The organism is Methylothermaceae bacteria B42 (genome assembly GCA_001566965.1).
Classification (GTDB): Bacteria; Pseudomonadota; Gammaproteobacteria; order Methylococcales; family Methylothermaceae; genus Methylohalobius.
In genome coordinates this window covers 26074-44962 of sequence record LSNW01000017.1, presented here as the reverse complement: position 1 = coordinate 44962, position 18889 = coordinate 26074, and the positions used below count along the sequence as shown (strand labels likewise).

At 51.0% G+C, this 18889-nt stretch carries 10 protein-coding genes; all 10 read right to left on the bottom strand.

Going from position 1 to position 18889, the window contains the following annotated elements:
- Positions 1-4 precede the first annotated feature (4 nt).
- Entirely contained in the window at positions 5-403 is a 399-nt protein-coding gene (locus tag AXA67_08125) for a hypothetical protein (protein KXJ40890.1), read from the bottom strand.
- Positions 404-876: 473 nt separating this feature from the next.
- Positions 877-1275 (bottom strand): hypothetical protein, encoded by a 399-nt coding sequence (locus AXA67_08120; GenBank protein KXJ40889.1) that lies wholly within the window; start codon positions 1273-1275, stop codon positions 877-879.
- Positions 1262-3013, bottom strand: a complete 1752-nt coding sequence (locus tag AXA67_08115) for an AAA family ATPase (GenBank protein ID KXJ40888.1) — start codon at positions 3011-3013, stop codon at positions 1262-1264. Before AXA67_08115 ends, AXA67_08120 begins: the two co-directional genes overlap by 14 nt.
- Positions 3013-4140 (bottom strand): nuclease, encoded by a 1128-nt coding sequence (locus tag AXA67_08110; GenBank protein KXJ40893.1) that lies wholly within the window; start codon positions 4138-4140, stop codon positions 3013-3015. Before AXA67_08110 ends, AXA67_08115 begins: the two co-directional genes overlap by 1 nt.
- Positions 4133-5302: a hypothetical protein gene (locus AXA67_08105; GenBank protein KXJ40887.1), complete on the bottom strand. Its 1170-nt coding sequence runs from the start codon at positions 5300-5302 to the stop codon at positions 4133-4135. Before AXA67_08105 ends, AXA67_08110 begins: the two co-directional genes overlap by 8 nt.
- A gap of 170 nt (positions 5303-5472) precedes the next feature.
- A complete protein-coding gene (locus AXA67_08100; protein ID KXJ40886.1) occupies positions 5473-8256 on the bottom strand; it encodes a hypothetical protein in 2784 nt (927 codons plus the stop codon).
- A 4-nt stretch (positions 8257-8260) separates the two neighbouring features.
- Positions 8261-10177, bottom strand: a complete 1917-nt coding sequence (locus tag AXA67_08095; protein ID KXJ40892.1) for a hypothetical protein — start codon at positions 10175-10177, stop codon at positions 8261-8263.
- Positions 10178-10619: 442 nt separating this feature from the next.
- Positions 10620-15155, bottom strand: a complete 4536-nt coding sequence (locus AXA67_08090) for a hypothetical protein (GenBank protein ID KXJ40885.1) — start codon at positions 15153-15155, stop codon at positions 10620-10622.
- Positions 15155-18103: a hypothetical protein gene (locus AXA67_08085; protein ID KXJ40884.1), complete on the bottom strand. Its 2949-nt coding sequence runs from the start codon at positions 18101-18103 to the stop codon at positions 15155-15157. Before AXA67_08085 ends, AXA67_08090 begins: the two co-directional genes overlap by 1 nt.
- Before the next feature lie 18 nt (positions 18104-18121).
- Entirely contained in the window at positions 18122-18340 is a 219-nt protein-coding gene (locus AXA67_08080) for a DNA-binding protein (protein KXJ40883.1), read from the bottom strand.
- Positions 18341-18889 lie beyond the last annotated feature (549 nt).

The following is an 18889-nucleotide window of genomic DNA, read 5'->3' as shown; positions in this document are numbered from 1 at the left end:
CCCGTCACATGAAGGGCTGGAGCTCATGGAGCGCCACCCTGCCGGCAAGGGTCTCCGAGACCTTTTGAAGGGTCATCAGGTTGGCAGAGCCGGCAAGCAAGAACTGCCCGGGCCTGCGGTCTCTGTCAACAACGCCCTTTATGGCACGCATGAGGTCGGGGGACCTCTGCACCTCGTCGATTATCGCCGGGACAGGAGTGCCGCTTATGAACCCGTCCGGGTCTGCAAGCGCGGCATCGAGCACCACGCGGCTGTCAAGCGTAAGGTATGCGGCCTTCCACCTGGTCTTCGAGAGCATCTCCGCCAGGGTGGATTTGCCGACCTGCCTTGCCCCGGTAAGAAGGACTACCGGGAAATGCCGGAGGGAATCTAAGATATCCGAAGCGATATGTCTCTTTATCATGGTTACAATTTAACCACTTGGTGGCTAAATTGTCAAGAAGCATTGTTGCCCTGAAAGCCCGATGGTCATACCCAGCCCGAGGACTTCATTGAAGCAACTCATTCACTTGTTTGCTTCCCATAATGGCGTTGCCCGACACAGCCCGCCGAGGATGTTTCCGACTTCCTTCAGCCGAAACAAAGGCAGTCTCGGGAGAAAACCGCTTTTGTCATTCGAGGGACATCCCCCGCATTGGTGATACAGGCCGCCTCCTAAAGAGTTCGAAACGCCTGCCGCGCTGTTTTTTTTGCGGGCTTTCCTGGAAGGACAGAGGACGCGGCGCAGGCAGGTCGGGTGGATACCCGCCTGCAACCTGGCTGTTAAACAGGGGGGGATATTAATCGAAAAGTCCGTAGGTTTTTGTCTGGCTCCGACTGCCCGACATACACTGCAAGGCTCCCTCCTGGTGGCAGGAGTTCCTTTACTCTCTTACTTTACTCTAAACAACTCCGGTAGATTATGAGCCCATGATCAGCTTCACGCGGGCTGTCGTGGATCAAAAGGCCCGGAAGACATCCCCTCCCGATTATCCCAAAGAGCAGGGGGCAAACATCTGTTAAAAGAACTGCCAGAGGTTCAATCGCCTCGGTCGCAAGGGTAGAGCCGCGAGTAACCCGAAAAGAGACATCGCTGCGCATCCGCCGACGCTCCTTTCGTTGGTAGAACTCCATGAGACCTATCAGCAGGTTCCGAAGATCCAGAAGCCAATCCTGGCCTTGATTGAAATGGTCCGTCGGCCAGCGATCATCGAGCGGTCGCTGTGGCCTATAGCTTGGTTTCAGGAGTGTACTCAGCAGATCTAAATGCTCGGACATCGTCTCAGGTTCCATCATGCGACACAGGTTCCAAGCCGTTGACCCGCAGAAATTCCTGTGAATCTGTGAAGGCAGTAAAGAATAGAGGCTTTCCACTGAACGCCAATGGAGAAACCGGACCAACAGCCATGAACGGAAACTCCTGTAGATCCCGCCGCGGAAAACTCTGCGGATCACGGAACGATTGGTAAAGCTCTAAGGCTCGCTTGTCGCCGCCCACGAAGTCCCGGAGTCGGTCGAACTCTGACCCCATCGCTAATCCGAATCCAAACACCAATATCCGAAGTTGCTGAAGAAGTTCGTTATCGAGCCCTCCTAAGGTTTGGCTTATGAAAAACCAACCAAGGCCATACTTTCGTGTCTCTCGGACAGCATTACGTAGTACCTTACGCAACACGTCCGCCTCACTTCCTGCATCAATTCGACCAGAAGGTGCGTGGCGGGCAGCTTCGTCGATCATTACAAGTACATTTGCTCCTTCTTGTCTCCTCGACCGCTGCGCTGATTGAATAATCAGCACGTTGAGTAGTCTGGTCATTACTCTCCGCTCAATCTCCTCTGCCCATAATCCCGGGTTGCCTTCTTCTGATATATCGATGACCACTACCGGTCGTGGCTGCCCGGCCCCTTCACTCTGGATCAGATCCCTTACGATTCCGAATAGTGTTCTTCTCCCTTGCCCAGACCTGAAAAGATCCGCTATGGGTCTCCATCCGTTCTCAAAGGTTGTGTCTAATTCGGAGTTAAGGATTGTATTAACACGATCTTGTAGTTGTGCGGCTCTCGCTTGTCCTGTATAGATTCGGTTTGCTCTTTGTGAGACGATATTTAGAGCAGCGCGAAGAGCGTCCAGCGAGGCAAGATGGGGAAGAGTTGTCCCTGCCCGCTGTAAACCCTCTCGAATGTATTCCGCCGCTAATGGTATATTGTCAGCACCTCTTACGTCGAGGTGATCTTGGATGAACCTTCTGACGATTAATAACTCCTGAAAAAGATCCCAGGTGTCGAGTTGGAGATCTACGATGCGATACCGCTGAATCGGACGACCGAGATTGCGCACCACTTCGTCTAAGGCCAGTCCCTGGTGACCGCGCCGCACCCCGCTCAACTCATCTGAGAATTCCCCTTGCGGATCAATGATTAGAATACCCATCTGCGGATGCCGCGCATATGCACATAGCATCATCTTCGCGAGCCCAGATTTGCCCGAGCCGGTCTTGCCAAAAACACCTAAATGATAAGCCTCGCCCGCGCCACCCGCTCCGCTCCCGAAATGCTTGAACCACATGGGGTAGAAAACGTCATTAGCATACGCTCTGCCTAGATACACGATTTCAGACTGATAGACGCTAAGAAGACGGTCCAAAAGATCCTGATCAACTCGATAAACTCTTGTTCCTGTTGGAGGCACCATACCCAGTACATCCGGCTCATATCCATTTGTCGTTTGGCGGAACGTAGCACCCACAACTAGGCCGGCAGTTCGCGTGTCTTGGCGGTTCGTGATCGGTGGAATTTCGCCTGTCCTCTTCACGAGATTCCGGAATACAGAATCTTCATGCCAACGGTTCTTCAGCTCTATCCCCACAATTTGTCCTACACATGTGATCGGATGTCCGTCCTGAACAGCTTCAAAAGCCGTGAGCGCTCCTACCAACCGCTCTTCTGTAGCTTCTTGGAGCAGGTCAACTGTTAGCTCCGTATTGGTCGACGGACTCCCGACGACTGCCACATCCTGGTTGCGATCATTCGGCATCAGCTACCTCCTCGACCACCTTCGGTCCGATAGTTCTGAAGGCATAGGAGCGTCGCCTCGACATCTGGGGAGACAGCCACCGCCTGCTGAGCGATAGCCTGCTCAATTACTGAGACGCCAGCTCCTAAACTCTTTACCATCCTGTCTGCCAAGAACAGGGGGTATGGCTCAGTTACAGCCGGGCTGAAGAATTGGCGCTTGATCCCTTCAAGAACCATCGAGAGTCGTGTTTGGCTTGTAGCAATTGGAGACGTCAGTTCGAGTCGGATAGCTGGGGCCCAACCGTACGGACGATAAAAAACAACTCGCATGCCTTCTATATGTTGATTCATGACTTCCTGCTTCTCACGTGGGCAGTGACTTTCCGGTAGGTGATACTCTCTGTCTTCTTCGCCGAAATGATAAATCGGCAGCGGCTTAATGTACTCATCCGGCTCAAGGATCACAGTAGCTAGTGTTCTTCCATCCGTTTCTGGCAGCCTCTCATCCGGCGTGAAACTGGCGAGTTCGTTACGGCCACTATATTTTGGAACAGCTACGGTTCGGTTGCTTTGAATGAGCTCAAGGAAACGGTCCAGCACCTGATGCTCTTCCCATCTTCTTTGAAACTCCTCCCGAAGAAGCGTTGGGGCTTCGTAGAAGCTGGTGAGGCCTTGATTCAGATAAATCAAGAGGACGATAAATGACCCATCAAGAAGTACAAGATCATGAGGCGCCTCCGCTGCGAGGTCTAACTCCATTGAAATCATTAACCCACGCAACGTGTTAGTGGCGTTCTTGCTGTGCTCGAAACAGTTCACCCACATTCGGTGGTACGGCTCCTGCCAGTGACGACGAGCCTCTTTGGATGTACCTTCCACAGCTACAGCTGCCGCTGCACACAGGTCCAGGGCCGTAAGCCGGTGGATCTGGTACGAGCCATCAATTCCTACCACGGAAGGTTCTCGCGTCACGTCAAGATCCGCCTTACGTGCGATCAACCCTTCTGATCGAACTCGCTGCCGTATTGAATTGCGGGCTTGACGCAGTCGATTCAAATGTGTCGAAACCCGCTCCGCGACGGGCGTCGCCTGAGCCAGAAGATCTTGCACGAGGGCATCGGGAAGATCTGAAAATGTGTCAGGCACCACCATCCTCCTTTCCCGCCCAGATGGCCCAATCCTCCTTGGACCAGGAATAGAGTCTTTTATCCCAAGATAATCTTGGTAACATCCACCGATCTCGGAAGAACTCGTAGATATCGGTTTCGGACAGGTGATACCACATCAGGCGTGAGTGCTCGCCGCGAAGGAACTCGCGTGTATTGCGCGCTAGTGGGACCACGAATACCTCGCGTTGAACCCCGTGATAAATCCAGTCGCTTGATAGCCCGAGCAAAGGTAAGCACTTCCTGACAATCTCCCGCCGGTTGCGGAAGCCCGTTCCCCATCGTTCCTGTTTCGCCGTAGGCTTGCAATGCTTCTCCGCAAACTCCGATATTTTTCTATACAGACCATTTGAAAAATGAAACTCACCGGAGCCTTTGGTAAAACCGACACTTCGATACAGAAGACGATCTCCCAAACGAAGCCTGTTATAAATAGAGGAACGGCCAAGAGCCGATGTTGTTGTGATCATTGCGAGCCGGCCATCATGCTCTTTGCGTTGAATGACAGAGCGTGTACCTCCATACTTCCTCTTAAAGGCCTTTTGGACTGTATCACTGGCAACCAACATTGCCACGAGCTTTCCACACAGAAGAAAGGAATAAGGCGGGATGGCGCCAAGCACAAAAGCGTCCATCACACTCTTCAGGCGTTGCTTACGGTCGGAAATGGACCAACCAATCCACTCGTCTCGCGGTTTTAGACTGAATACGGGATCACCCAGCCCAATTATTCCGATTAGCTTGTTATTATACTCATCTATGACCAAAAATCGCAATCGTCTGCCATAACCAGAAGACACTGGAATGCTCCAGTGTAAGCTAGCATACCTAAAAAGCAGTTCTTCTTCCGAATCTGGCGCAACCTCTATCATCCGGGGCGATATCTTCTCCGGTACAACTTCACGACCGGAAGCAATATGCTGTAAAAGGTAAGGTTCCTTCCGAACAAGTCCGGCTTTTGCTTTGCTTATTCGGTGTTCGACGGCGGTTGCATGAAGCTTGCGAAGGTTTTCCTTTGAGATATCCTTTGGAGGCAATATTTTGCCATTTCTGACGCGAAAACCCTGAGCACGAAGAGAGCTGATGATTGCCTTCTTCAATTCAGCTCCCTCTCTCTCGTTTATAGCGGGGCTCTCTTCCATCGGTAGAAATCACCTCGCAAGTCTGGGATCCAGGCACAAGTTCATTGCCAACTGCGAAGCCTTTGCGCTGCCCATACGTAAGCAAACATTGCCCCTCCTCTGAAGACGCAAAAGCATGTCGGCCCGGAACGTCGTTGCATCTAAAAGCATGCCCGCGGGTTCTGCCGGCATCACAGTAAGTGCTTTTGACACGATTTGTCTCCTCCAAGAAGACTGTGCAATGTTTTGGGCTTCCCAGTATCAAACACGCTCTGATTTACACGGGCGTATCGCCACTGCTGGCCTGTTTGCTCAGAGATGCGGATGCACCAGTCACGCATGGCAGCGTCTTTGACCTCTGTTCCTTCCCACACTCGCCCCTTCGTTTCGATGATCCAGTTCACCTCGCCATCGGATGTCTGTTGAACAACAACCCAGTCGGGATGATAGAAGCCAATCGCACCACTTGGCTTGAGGTAGTCAATACGAAACTGTGTGCCCGATTCTCCCTGCTCAGTTGTGCCCAAACTGGCAAAACGTAGGACATCAGGGGCGGCGTCCAGGAACTGGGCAAACCCGCGTTCGAAATCATTGTAAGTCGCGACGTAATTAAATACTGTTCGCTTCGCCTCTAATGGAGGAAGGTTGCGGCGCCATGTGAACGGCTTTGTCTCGGACAGCTTGAAATCGGCTCGTTCGAATTCGATAGGCCGCTTCTCGATAGTCAGCTCGCCAATCTTGCGAGCCAGATACTTGGCGATCCCTTCCTGGAGCTCCAGACGGCGTAGATGAAGCCGTACGTTTTCCTTGTCGAGGTCTACCGGTTTCCCGAAGCACCGCGTTGCTACGTACTTCCGCACCAGCGGGAACAATTCGTTGAACACATTGGTAAGCCGGGCTCGCTGAATCACCTTGGTGGTGATAGAACTAAGCAGTTCACTGGTGATCGGAATGGTTCCATATGCTAGCGGCTCCTCGTGAACTTCTGTTTCAGTAGTAGCAAAGGCCATCCTTAACTTGTCCTTGAGAGATTTGTCGAGTTCCTCCTGATCGTAGATGGCGTCCAAGGTAGCCGGATCAAGATCTGACAGCTTCTTGAAGTTGTGGACCAATCGCGGTTTGGTAATGGGGATGGTAATGTCATACGCGAGTCTTTCCTTGACCGGCTCGATTACCACTGGACGAGGGGGATCTGTTTTCGTTGTGGTGACACCCACCCCTTCGGCTTCCAGCTGTTCCCGAAGTACGTTCAAGAGGTTCCGAGTACCCAGCACTTCCAATGTTTGGGTTCGGTCTGGCCCCACCCCGATCATCAAGCGCAGGCCACGGCCGATTACTTGTTCCGGGAGTATTTCAGCTCTAGCGGTGAATGGCCGGAGGCCGAGGACCACCGATACGTTACGGACGTCCCACCCCTCCCGTAACATCATCACACTTACAATGGCTTTTATCTTGCTTTCGCGCTTGTCAATGTCTCGAGCTACCTGACGGGCCTTTTCCAGGTCTTTCTTGGTAATCTCACCGGCTGAGTCCGTATGAATGACCAGCACTTCCGACTCCTTGAAGCCGAACTCTTTCGTCTTCCAAAGGTACTCACCGATGGCATCCGCATATGCGTTTTTTTCAGCCATAATGAAAAGCACAGGTTTTGTTCCGAGCTTAGTGTAGGTCTGGAAATGCTCTTTCCAGCGTTGGACGGCAGCGCGTATCCAATATCCGTATTTCTCGGTAACGTTCTTTTTCGTGACGTGACCTGGGTCCTGTGATGGCTGTTTAGGGTCGTCTTCCTTGGTTACGATGATCGGTGCTTTGACAATTCGATCCTCAACTGCCTGGGCTAGAGGATAGTCACAAATTGTCCACGGAAAGTACATACCGTTCTGATCTTTCGGTGTGGCGGAGAAGTCCAGCCAGAGAGAAAGCCCGTTAGGAAGTGCCCGATGGATACTAAGAAGTGAGCGGCTCCAAGCGAGATCCTCGCGGTGGACGTGATGTGCTTCGTCGTTTATAACAACTACGTCCCTAAGTTCTTTCACTCTCTCCAACATGGAACGCTGGTGCGAAGTCAAGTCTTTCACCGGCTTGCGCCCCAGCAGGGCGTCTACAGCGTTTTCTGGTGTCCAGTCTTGTTCTCGCGCTTCATAAAGCTGCTGAATGTTAGTAAGGAATAGGTTGCCGGAAGGATCGGGTTCGGTGCTTTCTCCACGTAGGATGACCTTTTGGCTCCACGCACCCCGCCACTCCGGCGGGATAAGCGGGAGCTCGTGGAAGATACGGTTACTGGCGAAGTCTTTCTCCAGGCGTTGGTACACAATCACGTTCGGAGCGATTATCAGGAAATTTGTGGAGAGATCGGAACCTGGAACGAGCTTCTTGTGAAAGTGCGACCAGACCACGACCATGGCCATGACAAAGGTCTTGCCCGAGCCCGTAGCCATCTTGAAGGCATAGCGGCGTAGGTCAACGGGCGGAAGATCCTGAACACCCTCGGCTTCCAGCTCGGCTACATACCTCCGGATCTGCCGTCGGCCATCCATCGTTTCCTGAAAAGAAACGGAATCGGACAGGAGATCCTTGCGATAGATCTTCGCATACTGCCTGATTAAATCTTTGGCGTCGCGGTTTTGGGCGATCTCCACCACGTACGCGAGGGTTTCAATAGCCTCCCGTTGGCAGAAGTAGTAACGGAATGGAACGGGAAAGCCCGGGACCTCGTGGTCTTCCTCGAACCAGTACTCGAACAGCCGCCTTGTAACATCCGAGGCACCGGGATATCCCTCGTACCGCCACTTGTCCACCGCCTTCCGCAGCTTCTCCACCAGGAGAAGTTTGCTGGGACGCCGACCAGAGGTTTCCACTCGCCAACCGTTTGGGGCGGAATCGTCTTTGACCAGATAAGAAGTCGGTCGCTCCCAAGGGCGGCGGCCCGGGATTTCAGGAAGATCCCTGTCGTAGGCAATGATGCTCTTGGCCATGGCTCTACTTCACCTCCACGTCGTAAGCTTGAGAGGTATCGTTCCCGAAGATATCCACCACCTTCACGAGAATTCGGTAGCGTCCGGGTTTCTCGTAGGTATGCGGATCAGAGGTGAGGGCCAGTGTGCGGTTCTTGCGCGTCCTGTACGTAACCCACCCCTGCATGAAGGTGTCGTTTTGAAAGTCCCAGTCCACGGCCCAGTAGTCGATGTAGTCCGACCACTTCTTGATCTTCGAGCGCACGTCTTCGGGAATCAGTTCGGTGTTTGGGATGACAAAATCCTTGAGCGTGACTTCTACGGTCAACTTCCGCGGTTTCTTGATTTCCACTTCCAGGTAGGCCAGTTCAAAAAACTGGACATCTCCCTTCTCCACTGCCTGTTGCTCCATCACCTCCCGCGGGATCTGGAGCAGCACCAGCTTAACTCCTTTTGCTTTCGCTATCTCATGCATGGGGCTGCCCTTGCGATAGCTATTGTTGGGCCCGGCAAGTCCCATCTCCCACTCCCAGCCGAGGACATGAAGTTCAGGTTGTTTAAGCTGGACGCATTCGTCCAAGGCGGCATTGACCTCGTCGATGGTGACTGGCGCGTCTACCGCTCCGATGTGGACCATGGCCCGACCTTTCTTGCCGTGAAGATGAACAAGGCCTGAAACCGGTTGCGCGCCATACAGCTTCAAGATAAAAGCCAAGTATTCATACAAGGCCCGTTCAGTGATGGTCTTGTTCTTCTTATTGCCGAAGGTGACGCCTTGCCAGTACTGACGCTCGTATTTGCCGAGGTTGAGGATCTCGAAGGGCTTGCAGCTTTCGATTTCAAGTAGCCGTTTGCGTGTAACATGTATCGCCCAGCGACCAAGGTCGCACCCGATCCAGCGTCGTCCGAGCTTCTCGGCTACGGCAAGGGTGGTCCCGGAGCCGCAGAAGAAGTCAGCAACAAGGTCGCCGGGGCTAGAAGCTATTTTGACAATTCGTTCCAATAAAGCCTCAGGTTTTTGAGTAGGGAACCCCGTTTCCTCAGCAGCGCGCTTGACAAGGTGCATTGCATACGTCTGCTTTATATCTCCCCAGACTGTAGATAGAGGTACACCTTTACTTTCGTCTAGATACTGACGCTCAACCTTTCCCTTACCTCGTGTTCTGATTCGGTATCTACGCCCATCCTCATCTATAAAAGTAAACCGTTCTTTTATATATTTCTCTGAGTACGGAAGAAACTCTTTATTATAGACATGTTGTCCATAGCCCTTGACTGCATAGAGGATATATTCATGAGCCTTTATAACCTTATTGCCAGCGGCACGCCCACCTGATGGGGTGCCATAGCTCCAAATGATTTCGTCAATAACATTCTCGACCCCAAACACCTCTTCGAGTACTACTCTTATGAAATGATTAACTTGAACACCAAGATGTATGAAAATGGATCCTTTATCAGAAAGCAATTCTCTCATAAGTCTCAGCCTTGGTACAAGCATCTCAAGATAGGAATCGATTCCACGCCCCCATGTATCCCGGTATGCCTTCTCTTCAATTATTGACTGTTCTTTGAAAACCTCTTCTCCCGATTCTCCTATTGGGGCCGCAAACGAAAAATCCGCCCCCGTAGCGAAGGGTGGATCGATGTAGATCAGGTCGATCTTGCCGGCGAATTTTTCCAAAAGCGAGCCCATGATAAGCAGGTTGTCACCCCAGATCAGCTTATTCTTCCAGCCCTCTTCGAAGGTGTCGCCTTCCTGCCCCGCATAAATATCAAAAAGAGACAAGTTTTGACCTTTTTGGCTTTCACGGGTTGCCCGGCTCTCATTGATCCTTTCGATAACCTGGAAGGGCAGGCTCACCTTTGGCACTTCCTTTCGGGTGCCGTCCTCGTTGTATTTGCCGGGCCAGACCAACTCGACCTTGTTCACCCGCACCATGCCCGGCGGGGGATCAGGAAGACGTATGGGTTCCCGCGTTTCGTTTTGCTTGTCGTTTGCCATGGGCGTTTCCACCTCCGAAGAGTTCTTATCCGTTTTGTGTATATTCTGCCTCCGAGCCTGAACATTTCCAGCGCGCTTTGCTCGGATCTTTTTACTACTGGGCCCCTCAGCCTGAAGCAGCGCTTCTACCAACGCTCGTCGACGCCCTTTACTGGAGATACCATAGACCTCACATACTTCCTTGACCTCGGCCTCCCCCAGGTATTCCAGGAGAAACTCTGGCGTGGCGCGACGGGCCCGCTTCACCGCCGCAGCCATCTCCTTCGCGCTGCGACGATCCACCCCTTCAATCTCAAGGGCATCCACGATGTCCTTGAGGGTGTCGCGGCCAATGACGCTCAAGATGGCCTTCTTCAAGTTCATCCCTAAACTTCCTCCACTACCCTGCTGCAGGGTCTTCCTCAGTTACCGCTTGCCAGCCGGCGTCGAACAAAAATTGATTTACCTTGTATGCAGGGTCTTGGATACGGTGAATTCGGTAATCTGGTTGCCCTGCTCGTTCGACTATATAAAGCCAGTATTTATCTCTCAGTCTCATGGCCTCGTTAAACTGCGTGTCAGTCAACCCTGCGTTGAAGTCTCCCCAGTCGCCTGACAAAGACTTGACTTCAATATAGCGGCGAGCATCTTCGCCGTCGTATGATTCAATGTCATAGCCAGGATGCGTATGGGGCATGACCTTCGGGGTGCGGCCCTGCTTGCGTTCATATTCGACAACTCTTTTGATACCGGCTTCATCTACCGCTGAGCGGTGCTCGACTTCCTCTGAAGAGATTTGTTCCTTCCCGTCGCTGTCCGGCAACACATAGCTTCGCAGACGCGAATAACCTTTTCGTGCTGCTTTTGTCTCATGGGTAGAACGGCGGGGCATAGGGATTTCACTCGAAGACCTTCTACCATTGTTAGATTCTGATTTCTCGTGTTCAGCAGGAGGTGGTTTGGGAGAGGGGGTATCTGGTCCCAGGATAGTCTCTATTGCTTCTTGTACCGTACTCGGTCCGCCACTCGGTGTCGTGGTATCGCCATAAGCCACCCCGCCGCTTTGCGTTTGGTATTCATCTAGGTCGCGACTTTCCCCCAGCTCCCTTATTTCGCTTGCTGTGGGTTTTCCCATATCGTCAGTGTCAAGCCGTGGAATGCCAAGTTCATCCAGGATAGAGGCAGCTTTATCTGCAGTCTCTGCAGCTATTACGTCCTTTATGGCAAAAGCAATCTGTCCTGGATCGATCTCAGGGATGAGAATTGTGGCAAGTTCACGGGCAATGGTAGGCCATGATGGTTCACCGTTTCTTCGAACAAAATAAAACATCAAATCATCACGGAGGAAATGGACGGCCACGGGTTCTGGCTTTGTAGTCCACTCGCGCTTGAAAGCATGTAGAGTGTATTGTACTTGCAGCTCTTTTACTGCCATGTATCTGAGCGAGGCGAGCTTATCAAGGTTGCTATCGGCACCCTTAAGATATAAATCGAGAACGCGCCTTAATTGATCTTTCCTTTGGAGCGCGCACTCAATTATCGTATTGTCCTCTACCGGATCTTGACATTCCACAAGATGTGCCGTTACTGCTTCACTAAGTGGTCGTACTCCAGACACTGCCATTGCTCGCCAAGCAGCCTGTGGCCTTTCGATAGCATTATTCTCGATACCAGGACCGAACTTAGCAGCAAGTCCTGGGCGATCATCAAAAAACATCCACTGTGGAGGGTACAACATATTTTCTCTATTGTAGATCACCTTCCATTGCGATAAGCCGCGTAGCTCTTCTCGAGATATTTTCTCCTCCTCCAGTGCCTCTGATAGCATCTTCCAACAATTAAGCAGAACACCCCGTGTTTCCTCATCAAGTCGAGAGCTGGATCCGTAATCGTCAGCGATCTGTTTGATAACGGATAATGCGTCGTTGTAATCAGGATATTCTCTTACCCCAAGCCTACTAAACAGATCATTGTACCTACGGAGTTCCTCGCTTAGACGGTGACGAAATCTCCCGAAAGGATGTTCTTGCCAAAACACATCTCTTGCTGATACATATGTCCCACAGGGGAGCATCAAACAAGGCTGGTTTATCAATCTTCTGATTGCTTGATCTTCGGCTTGATCATTTAGCCACCGATAAATATCTCGGTGAAGCGGGGTCTTCTTCTTAGCGCAGTCGAGTACATGAGCCACTACTTGGTTCACTGTAGGGGACCTTGCAATCCCTAGGATTTCCACAAGCTCACTACTTGCGCGTAAGATATTATATGGGATGTCAATGAACAATACTTGTGACTCACAAAGATGTCTGATACCGAAATCTGCGGCCAGTTGTTCGGACTGATACCAGCGATCCCTTCTACCTTGAGCAGGCAGCCATCGCTCGGTCTTCAAGGACAGCAAGGCATCTTCGGTGTCTTTGACGCCTTCCGATTCTACTCGCTTTCCCAGATGTTCGAACAATATTTGAATTGTACGAATAGAGTCCTCGCATGGTGGTTTAGATGTCAGATCTTTAATGCGATCAACAACATCGGACAATCGTGGTTTATATTCGATCCCTAACCATTCATAAAATGCCCGAAGCGACTTTGCATATTCTTCCGGTATCCTTGCTATGGGTATCTCAGAGCCAAGAATAGTCGTGACAACATCGTCAGGAAGGTAAACTTCTGCTGGATGCCTAAACCTGCCGTCTTCGCATTCAACAATAGGGGTTTCCCTTAAGACGTCACGAATGTCGTCATTATCGCGTATTCTCCCAAGCTCGTTTGCCAGTAATCGGACGGCTTGACGACGTTTGTTCACATCAATATTCTTTTCCTGGAAAGCACGGGGGGCGTAGTTTTCTGCATAATGTTCAAAGGTTAGCTCCTTAGCCCCTAGATCACGTAGGAACTCACGTTGCTGTCCAATAGCCTCGACATCCACGACGTTGGCTAGTCCCAATGGATCAATGAAGTCGCCGGGGAGCGCAAGCTCATCGAGCGTTCGTGGCCCGTCCGAACTAGGATATAGAGGCAATTCTCTCAATGTCTTAATAAGGTCAGGATTGGCACGGATCTCCGCTCTCCGATCGGCGAACCACTCAAGAATCTCAAGGTTCAGGCGCCTATCTCCGATGGCTTTCCGGATAGTTGCAGATCCCAGTCGCTCCAACACAGAGACCGCAGCGGAGCAGTCAAAGCAGGGGCATAACTCGTCAAACATTCTTGGAAGACCTTCGCAATCTCCAACTAGAAAGGGGATTGATGAATCAATCCTCAAGAACAGCTTTGTCGTCGCCGAATCCGCTCGATAGACATCTTTACATGGCCAAAATGCATCGTCGGAGGCCGGAGCAAGTGTGCATTGCTGTAATTCTAAGATAACCTTTTCTTTATCTTCCTTAGCCCGTTTCCGTCCAGGCGCATACTGGGCTAACAGTATGTCCAACTCTTGCCAAAGCAGCTTTATCCCTTCATCGGAACGGAGATGCTCAGGAAGCTCGTTTCGTGTTTTCCGTTCATTGAGACCTGCGTTTTGTAAGGCTCTTGCGACATCGATTGCGCTAAGAATGGGGACCTTGATAGCCTCTGATAGTAAAAGATTTTGGGCAAATCGCAAATCCTTATGGATGACATTTAGACCTAATGACTCGAGGATGGGGACCACGTCTCTCTCTTCTTTTTGTTCAAGGTAGAAGCTCTCCGTTGGAGTGGTCCATTCCCCTGTGCTCGTATAGATGATCTCTTTTTTATCAACAACTTGCACCAACTGTTCCCAATAGCCTGCGAGCGAGCGATCACGTTCTCCTCTCTTAGCTGATTTGGCTGTTACCCAGGCAGATTCAAGGAGGTGCCACAACTGCTTATGCCCAATGCAGTCACGCAACCGCTCCACATCCCTTGCTAGGGCATAGGCTCCAGCCTTTATGGCTGCACGATTCCATTCGGATTGATAGTCAGCTTCTAAAACAATCTCCTTTCGGTTGCTTGTCGTAAAGAAGTCGGCGTTGATATGTAACGGAAGCCCTGTCTTCTGGTTAGTGGGAAGGAATGCACAGAATACTCCCTCTGATATGTGTTCTTCCGGAACTGCAACGGTTACTTGGGGTATTCTTTTTTCTTCTATACGCTCCGGATACCGTTCCCGAAGCTCCTTAGCGATGGGCTGAAAATTCGCTTGAAACAAGAACCACAAGGAAACCGAGGTTCCGTCTGAAATGATCACTTCCCTCTTTTTCAAGTCAATATATCGTTCGTAGGTTCTTACAGTCTTGCCCTCTTTCGAAATAGAAATGCGCTGGAGACGCTTCAAAAACAACATCGCTAATGGAATAGCATCCAAGAGTTCCTTTAGCAGATCTGTAGGAGTACTCGATGAGATGGCGTTTACACGTAGTCTCCGTCGGAGATCGCTATCGTCATCCCTGGCCCAAGGTAGGATAAACCGCGTGCCGGGGAGATCGTCACTCGTACAAACTGAGCACTCCGGACACTCCTCTATACGCTCGGATTCCTGGCGGTGTTCACGTATTATCCAATGACGGCCCGCGGAAATAAGCTCCGGTTGATCGGTGATTTGATATACCGCTGTAAAGCCTATCCCAAAGGCTCCCGTTGTTCCAAGTTCATCTCGCTTATCTGCAATAGCGACGTTCTGAAAGCGATGGAAATCGCACATTCTTTTATGGGGGTCTTCCCGTTTCCATTTACAGTTGTATCCGTCATCCAGTGCTCCGCAATCCGAAAAGACCCCATTGTTATCTACAATGAGTGCGTTCTCACGTACGTCAAACCACATCTCTGTGGCTCCCTCGGCATCATCAGCATTTTGTATAAGTTCATGAGCAAGGGTGTGATAACCTAGCAGGTCGCGGAGCTTAGCACCAAGGAATCCGAGGTGATCTGTACCACGACGTCTGTATATGGGTTGTCTATTGTTTGTCGCCATCAGAGTGTACCCTCCTGGGTGCAGTATGGTCTCAGGTCACACTCCATGCATATGTTGGGTTCTGGTATTTTGGTGACACGGAAGTCCTTGCTCTTGATCTTTCTTACCACCCCTTCGAAATACCGGCCTGCTTTCTCGACCAATTCCGGCCGGTACGGGAACTCCATGAGAGCGTCTTTCTTGCGGGGCTCTGAGGTCCAGTAAAGCAGGAGTCGCTCCGCTCGTTTCCCGTACCGCTCTTCGAGGATATATGCGTATGTGCAGAGCTGGTGCTCATAGCTGGCAATGAGTTCGGGGGAGTCCACGGGTTTGGGCGACGTCTTAAAATCCAGCAACTCCAGCCGGCCGTCACCGCCTAGCAGCAGGTCTACCTTGCCGACCAGGATGTAGTCGTCCTTCTCAACGGACACGTCGACTTCGGTTTCAACGATTCTCTTCATATCCTCTCGGTTTTGGCGAAAGTAGTTCATGACCTGCTCGAAAGCAGCTTCTTTTGCCGTTTTGCCAATTGGGCGGACATCCGACAACGTAAGGAAAAAGAATGTTCTCTCGAAGATGTTGTGGATACGATCCTCAGTAAGTGCTTTCAGCTCACCATCCAGTACAAGCCGGTGTATTTCCTCAATCGTTTGATGTACCAACAGGCCGAAGAAGATCACCGCGGAACGGGAAGGAGTGAAATCGTATTCCCGGAAGAATTGATACTGCCTGGGGCAGGTTTCATAAACCTTGAGATCGCCAGTGAAGCTGAACGCTCGCTTGACAGGCATACGTTCTTTGAGTTCGAATCGCTGCGCAGCGAGGAGTTCCTTTTTTACATAAGGCCATTGCGGCAAACCCTGCCATATAGGATCGAAGTGTTCTTTGGGTTTGCTGTGGGCACTAAGCACCAGTACCTTTTCTGCTCGTGAGAAGGCGACGTAATGCAACCGCATACGGTCGAAGAGCGTGATACGAGTCTCGGGTTCAAACTGCGGCCGGTGGTAGTACGGTTGCAAATCACGATCGATCTGCTTTGGGCTCGACAGTTGTTTGTCCAAAGAACCGACCACTACAATTGGGAACTCCAGGCCCTTGGCTTGGTGGATGGTCATCACCTGTACATGGCCTTTGGGGAAAGGTTGCTCCGGGTCCTCGTATTCGTTGATTCCTCCTTCATAGAGCAGCCGCAGAAAGCTGTTGAACAGATGTAACCGGAGGAATTCTCGATTCCTATAGGTCACAACACTGTAGTGATAGTAGTTCTGGAACGTGTTGAGCAACTGTGAAAAGATGGCGAGGTTGCGAGCCCGATTCTCGTTCTTTACAAGGGTCGCGAAAGGCTCAAGTGCTAAGAGCTGGTAAAAGAAGTCTGCAGGACGGAGGTCTAAGGCGTCTCCTTTTCGAAGCTCTTCGATCTCTGAAACGAAACTACGGAGTGTTTCTGCCAATGGATGATCGCCACCATACTCCTTTGCCAGCTTTACTATGCAGGCATCCACATAATTCGCCAGCTCTGCTAAGGTGCCACCGCTTATTTCCCCGCGCCCGTCACCATGGTACCCGAAAATAACAGCCAAACATCCTACCATCAGTTGTACTTCTTCGTTTTCAAAGTAGGCACGCGCACGAGGGCAGAAAACCGGAATCCCTCTCGCCTCAAGGGCAGCAAGGTATGGTCCACTATGCTCCAGCCGAACACTGTGGAGCAAAAGTGCTACCTGACTATAGTCCGCGATTACGTTACTCTCTTTTAGAAAGGCCACCAGATCGGCGAACCGCTCCGCCTCATCCCGCTTATCCTTTCCCCAGATTGCAAAGACGGCTGGGTACTCTGGATACTTCACCTCAGGGTTCGGACGAATCGTCTTCTCATATCTAAACGGTGGTCCACTAGGATTGGACCAATCTGCCGAGGCCATCCATCGGTCATACGCCTCCACAATTCGAGGATGAGACCGATAGTTTGTAGTAAGTCTTACTACTCTCGTACCGGGAGCCCTGGAAGCGAACTCCAGGATGTTCCGAACGGTAGCCCCACGAAAGCGATATAGGCTCTGGTCTTCATCGCCCACTACGCACAAATTGCGCGTTTTCTCTGTTAATTTGAGGATGAGCTGCTCTTGAATAAAGTTGGTGTCTTGATATTCGTCCACCATGAGGTATTTCAAGCCTCGGGTAACGCTCTCCGCAATTGAAGTATCGAGCAAAAGGTCGTACACGATTTTCTGTTGATGGGCAAAATCAAGACGGTTGTTGGCGAACAGAGCTTCACGATAGGCCAGATAGGCCTTAGCAACACTTTGAAGAAAACGGTTCTCCGACGCAAGGAGGCTCTCGGGGTCAACAAGTTCTTCGGTGATCTTATTGAAATACGCACTTAGACCTTTAATGGTGGTCCATCTGGTGGTCCATTTCCCTATGTACTTCCCGCTTTCTGGTGGGCCAACAATCTCGTCAAAGTGATCGAAAAAAAAGAGCAACTGGGTCAATTCATCAAGAGTTTCGCAGTTATTCCCCAAGGGTGTTCTGTGCCGGTGCACGGTGAGAATGCGATTGCATAAGCCGTGTATCGTGGACAACCTCAGTTCTGAGAGGTCCCCCTTGTAATGAATGCTTCTTGCGATAGCCGAGATTCTGTCTCGGAGTTCGAAAGCCGCTTTCTCCGTAAAAGTGCAAACGATTATCTCACGCGGGCTTGCCTTACCAAGAAGGAGAAGATTAACCGCCCGCAGCGCCAAACTGAAAGTTTTACCGGAACCGGGGCCGGCTATTACAAGGAGTGGACCTTCGGCATGAGCCATAATCGCACGTTGCGCTTCATTCAGATAGGGATACTTTTTTTGTAAGTCAGGGGCAATGTGCTCTCGATCTTCCTCACAAGATGGCACTGGTGTACCAGCACGGTCGAAAACCTCATTGCCATTGCCCAGCATTTTCAGAGCTCTCTTGTCATCCGGTGCCAACATTCGCTCTGCTCCAGCTCCCTAATCTCCTTGTTTCTTTTTAGGGTCATTGGGATCCGTGCCAGCACGATTATCTTCCAACCAGCGGTCAATGGATTCCTTCCGGAAGCGCCAATGGCGGCCAATCTTCTGGCACGGGACTTTGCCTTCCCGAACGAGCTTGTAGAGCGTCGACTTCGGTATCTTCAGGTAGGTAGACAACTCGTCGATGGTCAGGACGGCGCCTGGTTTTTCATCCATCGGAAGCACCTCTCTGGCCGCAAGGCAGTTTTAGCGTCATTGTACCTCATCCAACTGACTTAGTTTACAGTTAGTGACAGTTGGTGTCAAGTGACGTGATGCTCGCCATCCCTGGGTCGCACCCTCCGGGCGCACCTTCGGTGCGTCCAAATCGGCTGTCCTGTCGACTTGTCGGGGTCGCCTGCCTGTTTTATCTCCTTCAGGCTGCGGAAGCCGGGGGTGTTTGCGATTCCGGGTTTTACTTGAGAGAATTTCAATTTCTTCATAACCATTTATCATTAAGCGTGATATATTTATTGCTACATTATCTCCATAGAAGGCACCGGATATGTCCATACTTTGGACATATATGAAAAACATATCCCAAAAAGATACTTTATGGACATGTTCTTAGATAAAACACTCACGGTCATTCCCTCAACAATGCTTATATGCATTAAACAAGGGCACATCCTGTTGACATGCACTAATTATTGCATTTTTAGGGCATATTCTATTGATATGCACTGAACCAGTGCATAACTTACTTCCCCGATAGCAGATCATACA

Excerpts from the sequence above, each read along its gene's own strand:
- AXA67_08125 (KXJ40890.1), bottom strand. The coding sequence starts at position 403 with ATGATAAAGAGACATATCGCTTCGGATATCTTAGATTCCCTCCGGCAT.
- AXA67_08120 (KXJ40889.1), bottom strand. The coding sequence starts at position 1,275 with ATGATGGAACCTGAGACGATGTCCGAGCATTTAGATCTGCTGAGTACA.
- AXA67_08115 (KXJ40888.1), bottom strand. The coding sequence starts at position 3,013 with ATGCCGAATGATCGCAACCAGGATGTGGCAGTCGTCGGGAGTCCGTCG.
- AXA67_08105 (KXJ40887.1), bottom strand. The coding sequence starts at position 5,302 with ATGGAAGAGAGCCCCGCTATAAACGAGAGAGAGGGAGCTGAATTGAAG.
- AXA67_08100 (KXJ40886.1), bottom strand. The coding sequence starts at position 8,256 with ATGGCCAAGAGCATCATTGCCTACGACAGGGATCTTCCTGAAATCCCG.
- AXA67_08095 (KXJ40892.1), bottom strand. The coding sequence starts at position 10,177 with ATGGTGCGGGTGAACAAGGTCGAGTTGGTCTGGCCCGGCAAATACAAC.
- AXA67_08090 (KXJ40885.1), bottom strand. The coding sequence starts at position 15,155 with ATGGCGACAAACAATAGACAACCCATATACAGACGTCGTGGTACAGAT.
- AXA67_08085 (KXJ40884.1), bottom strand. The coding sequence starts at position 18,103 with ATGTTGGCACCGGATGACAAGAGAGCTCTGAAAATGCTGGGCAATGGC.
- AXA67_08080 (KXJ40883.1), bottom strand. The coding sequence starts at position 18,340 with ATGGATGAAAAACCAGGCGCCGTCCTGACCATCGACGAGTTGTCTACC.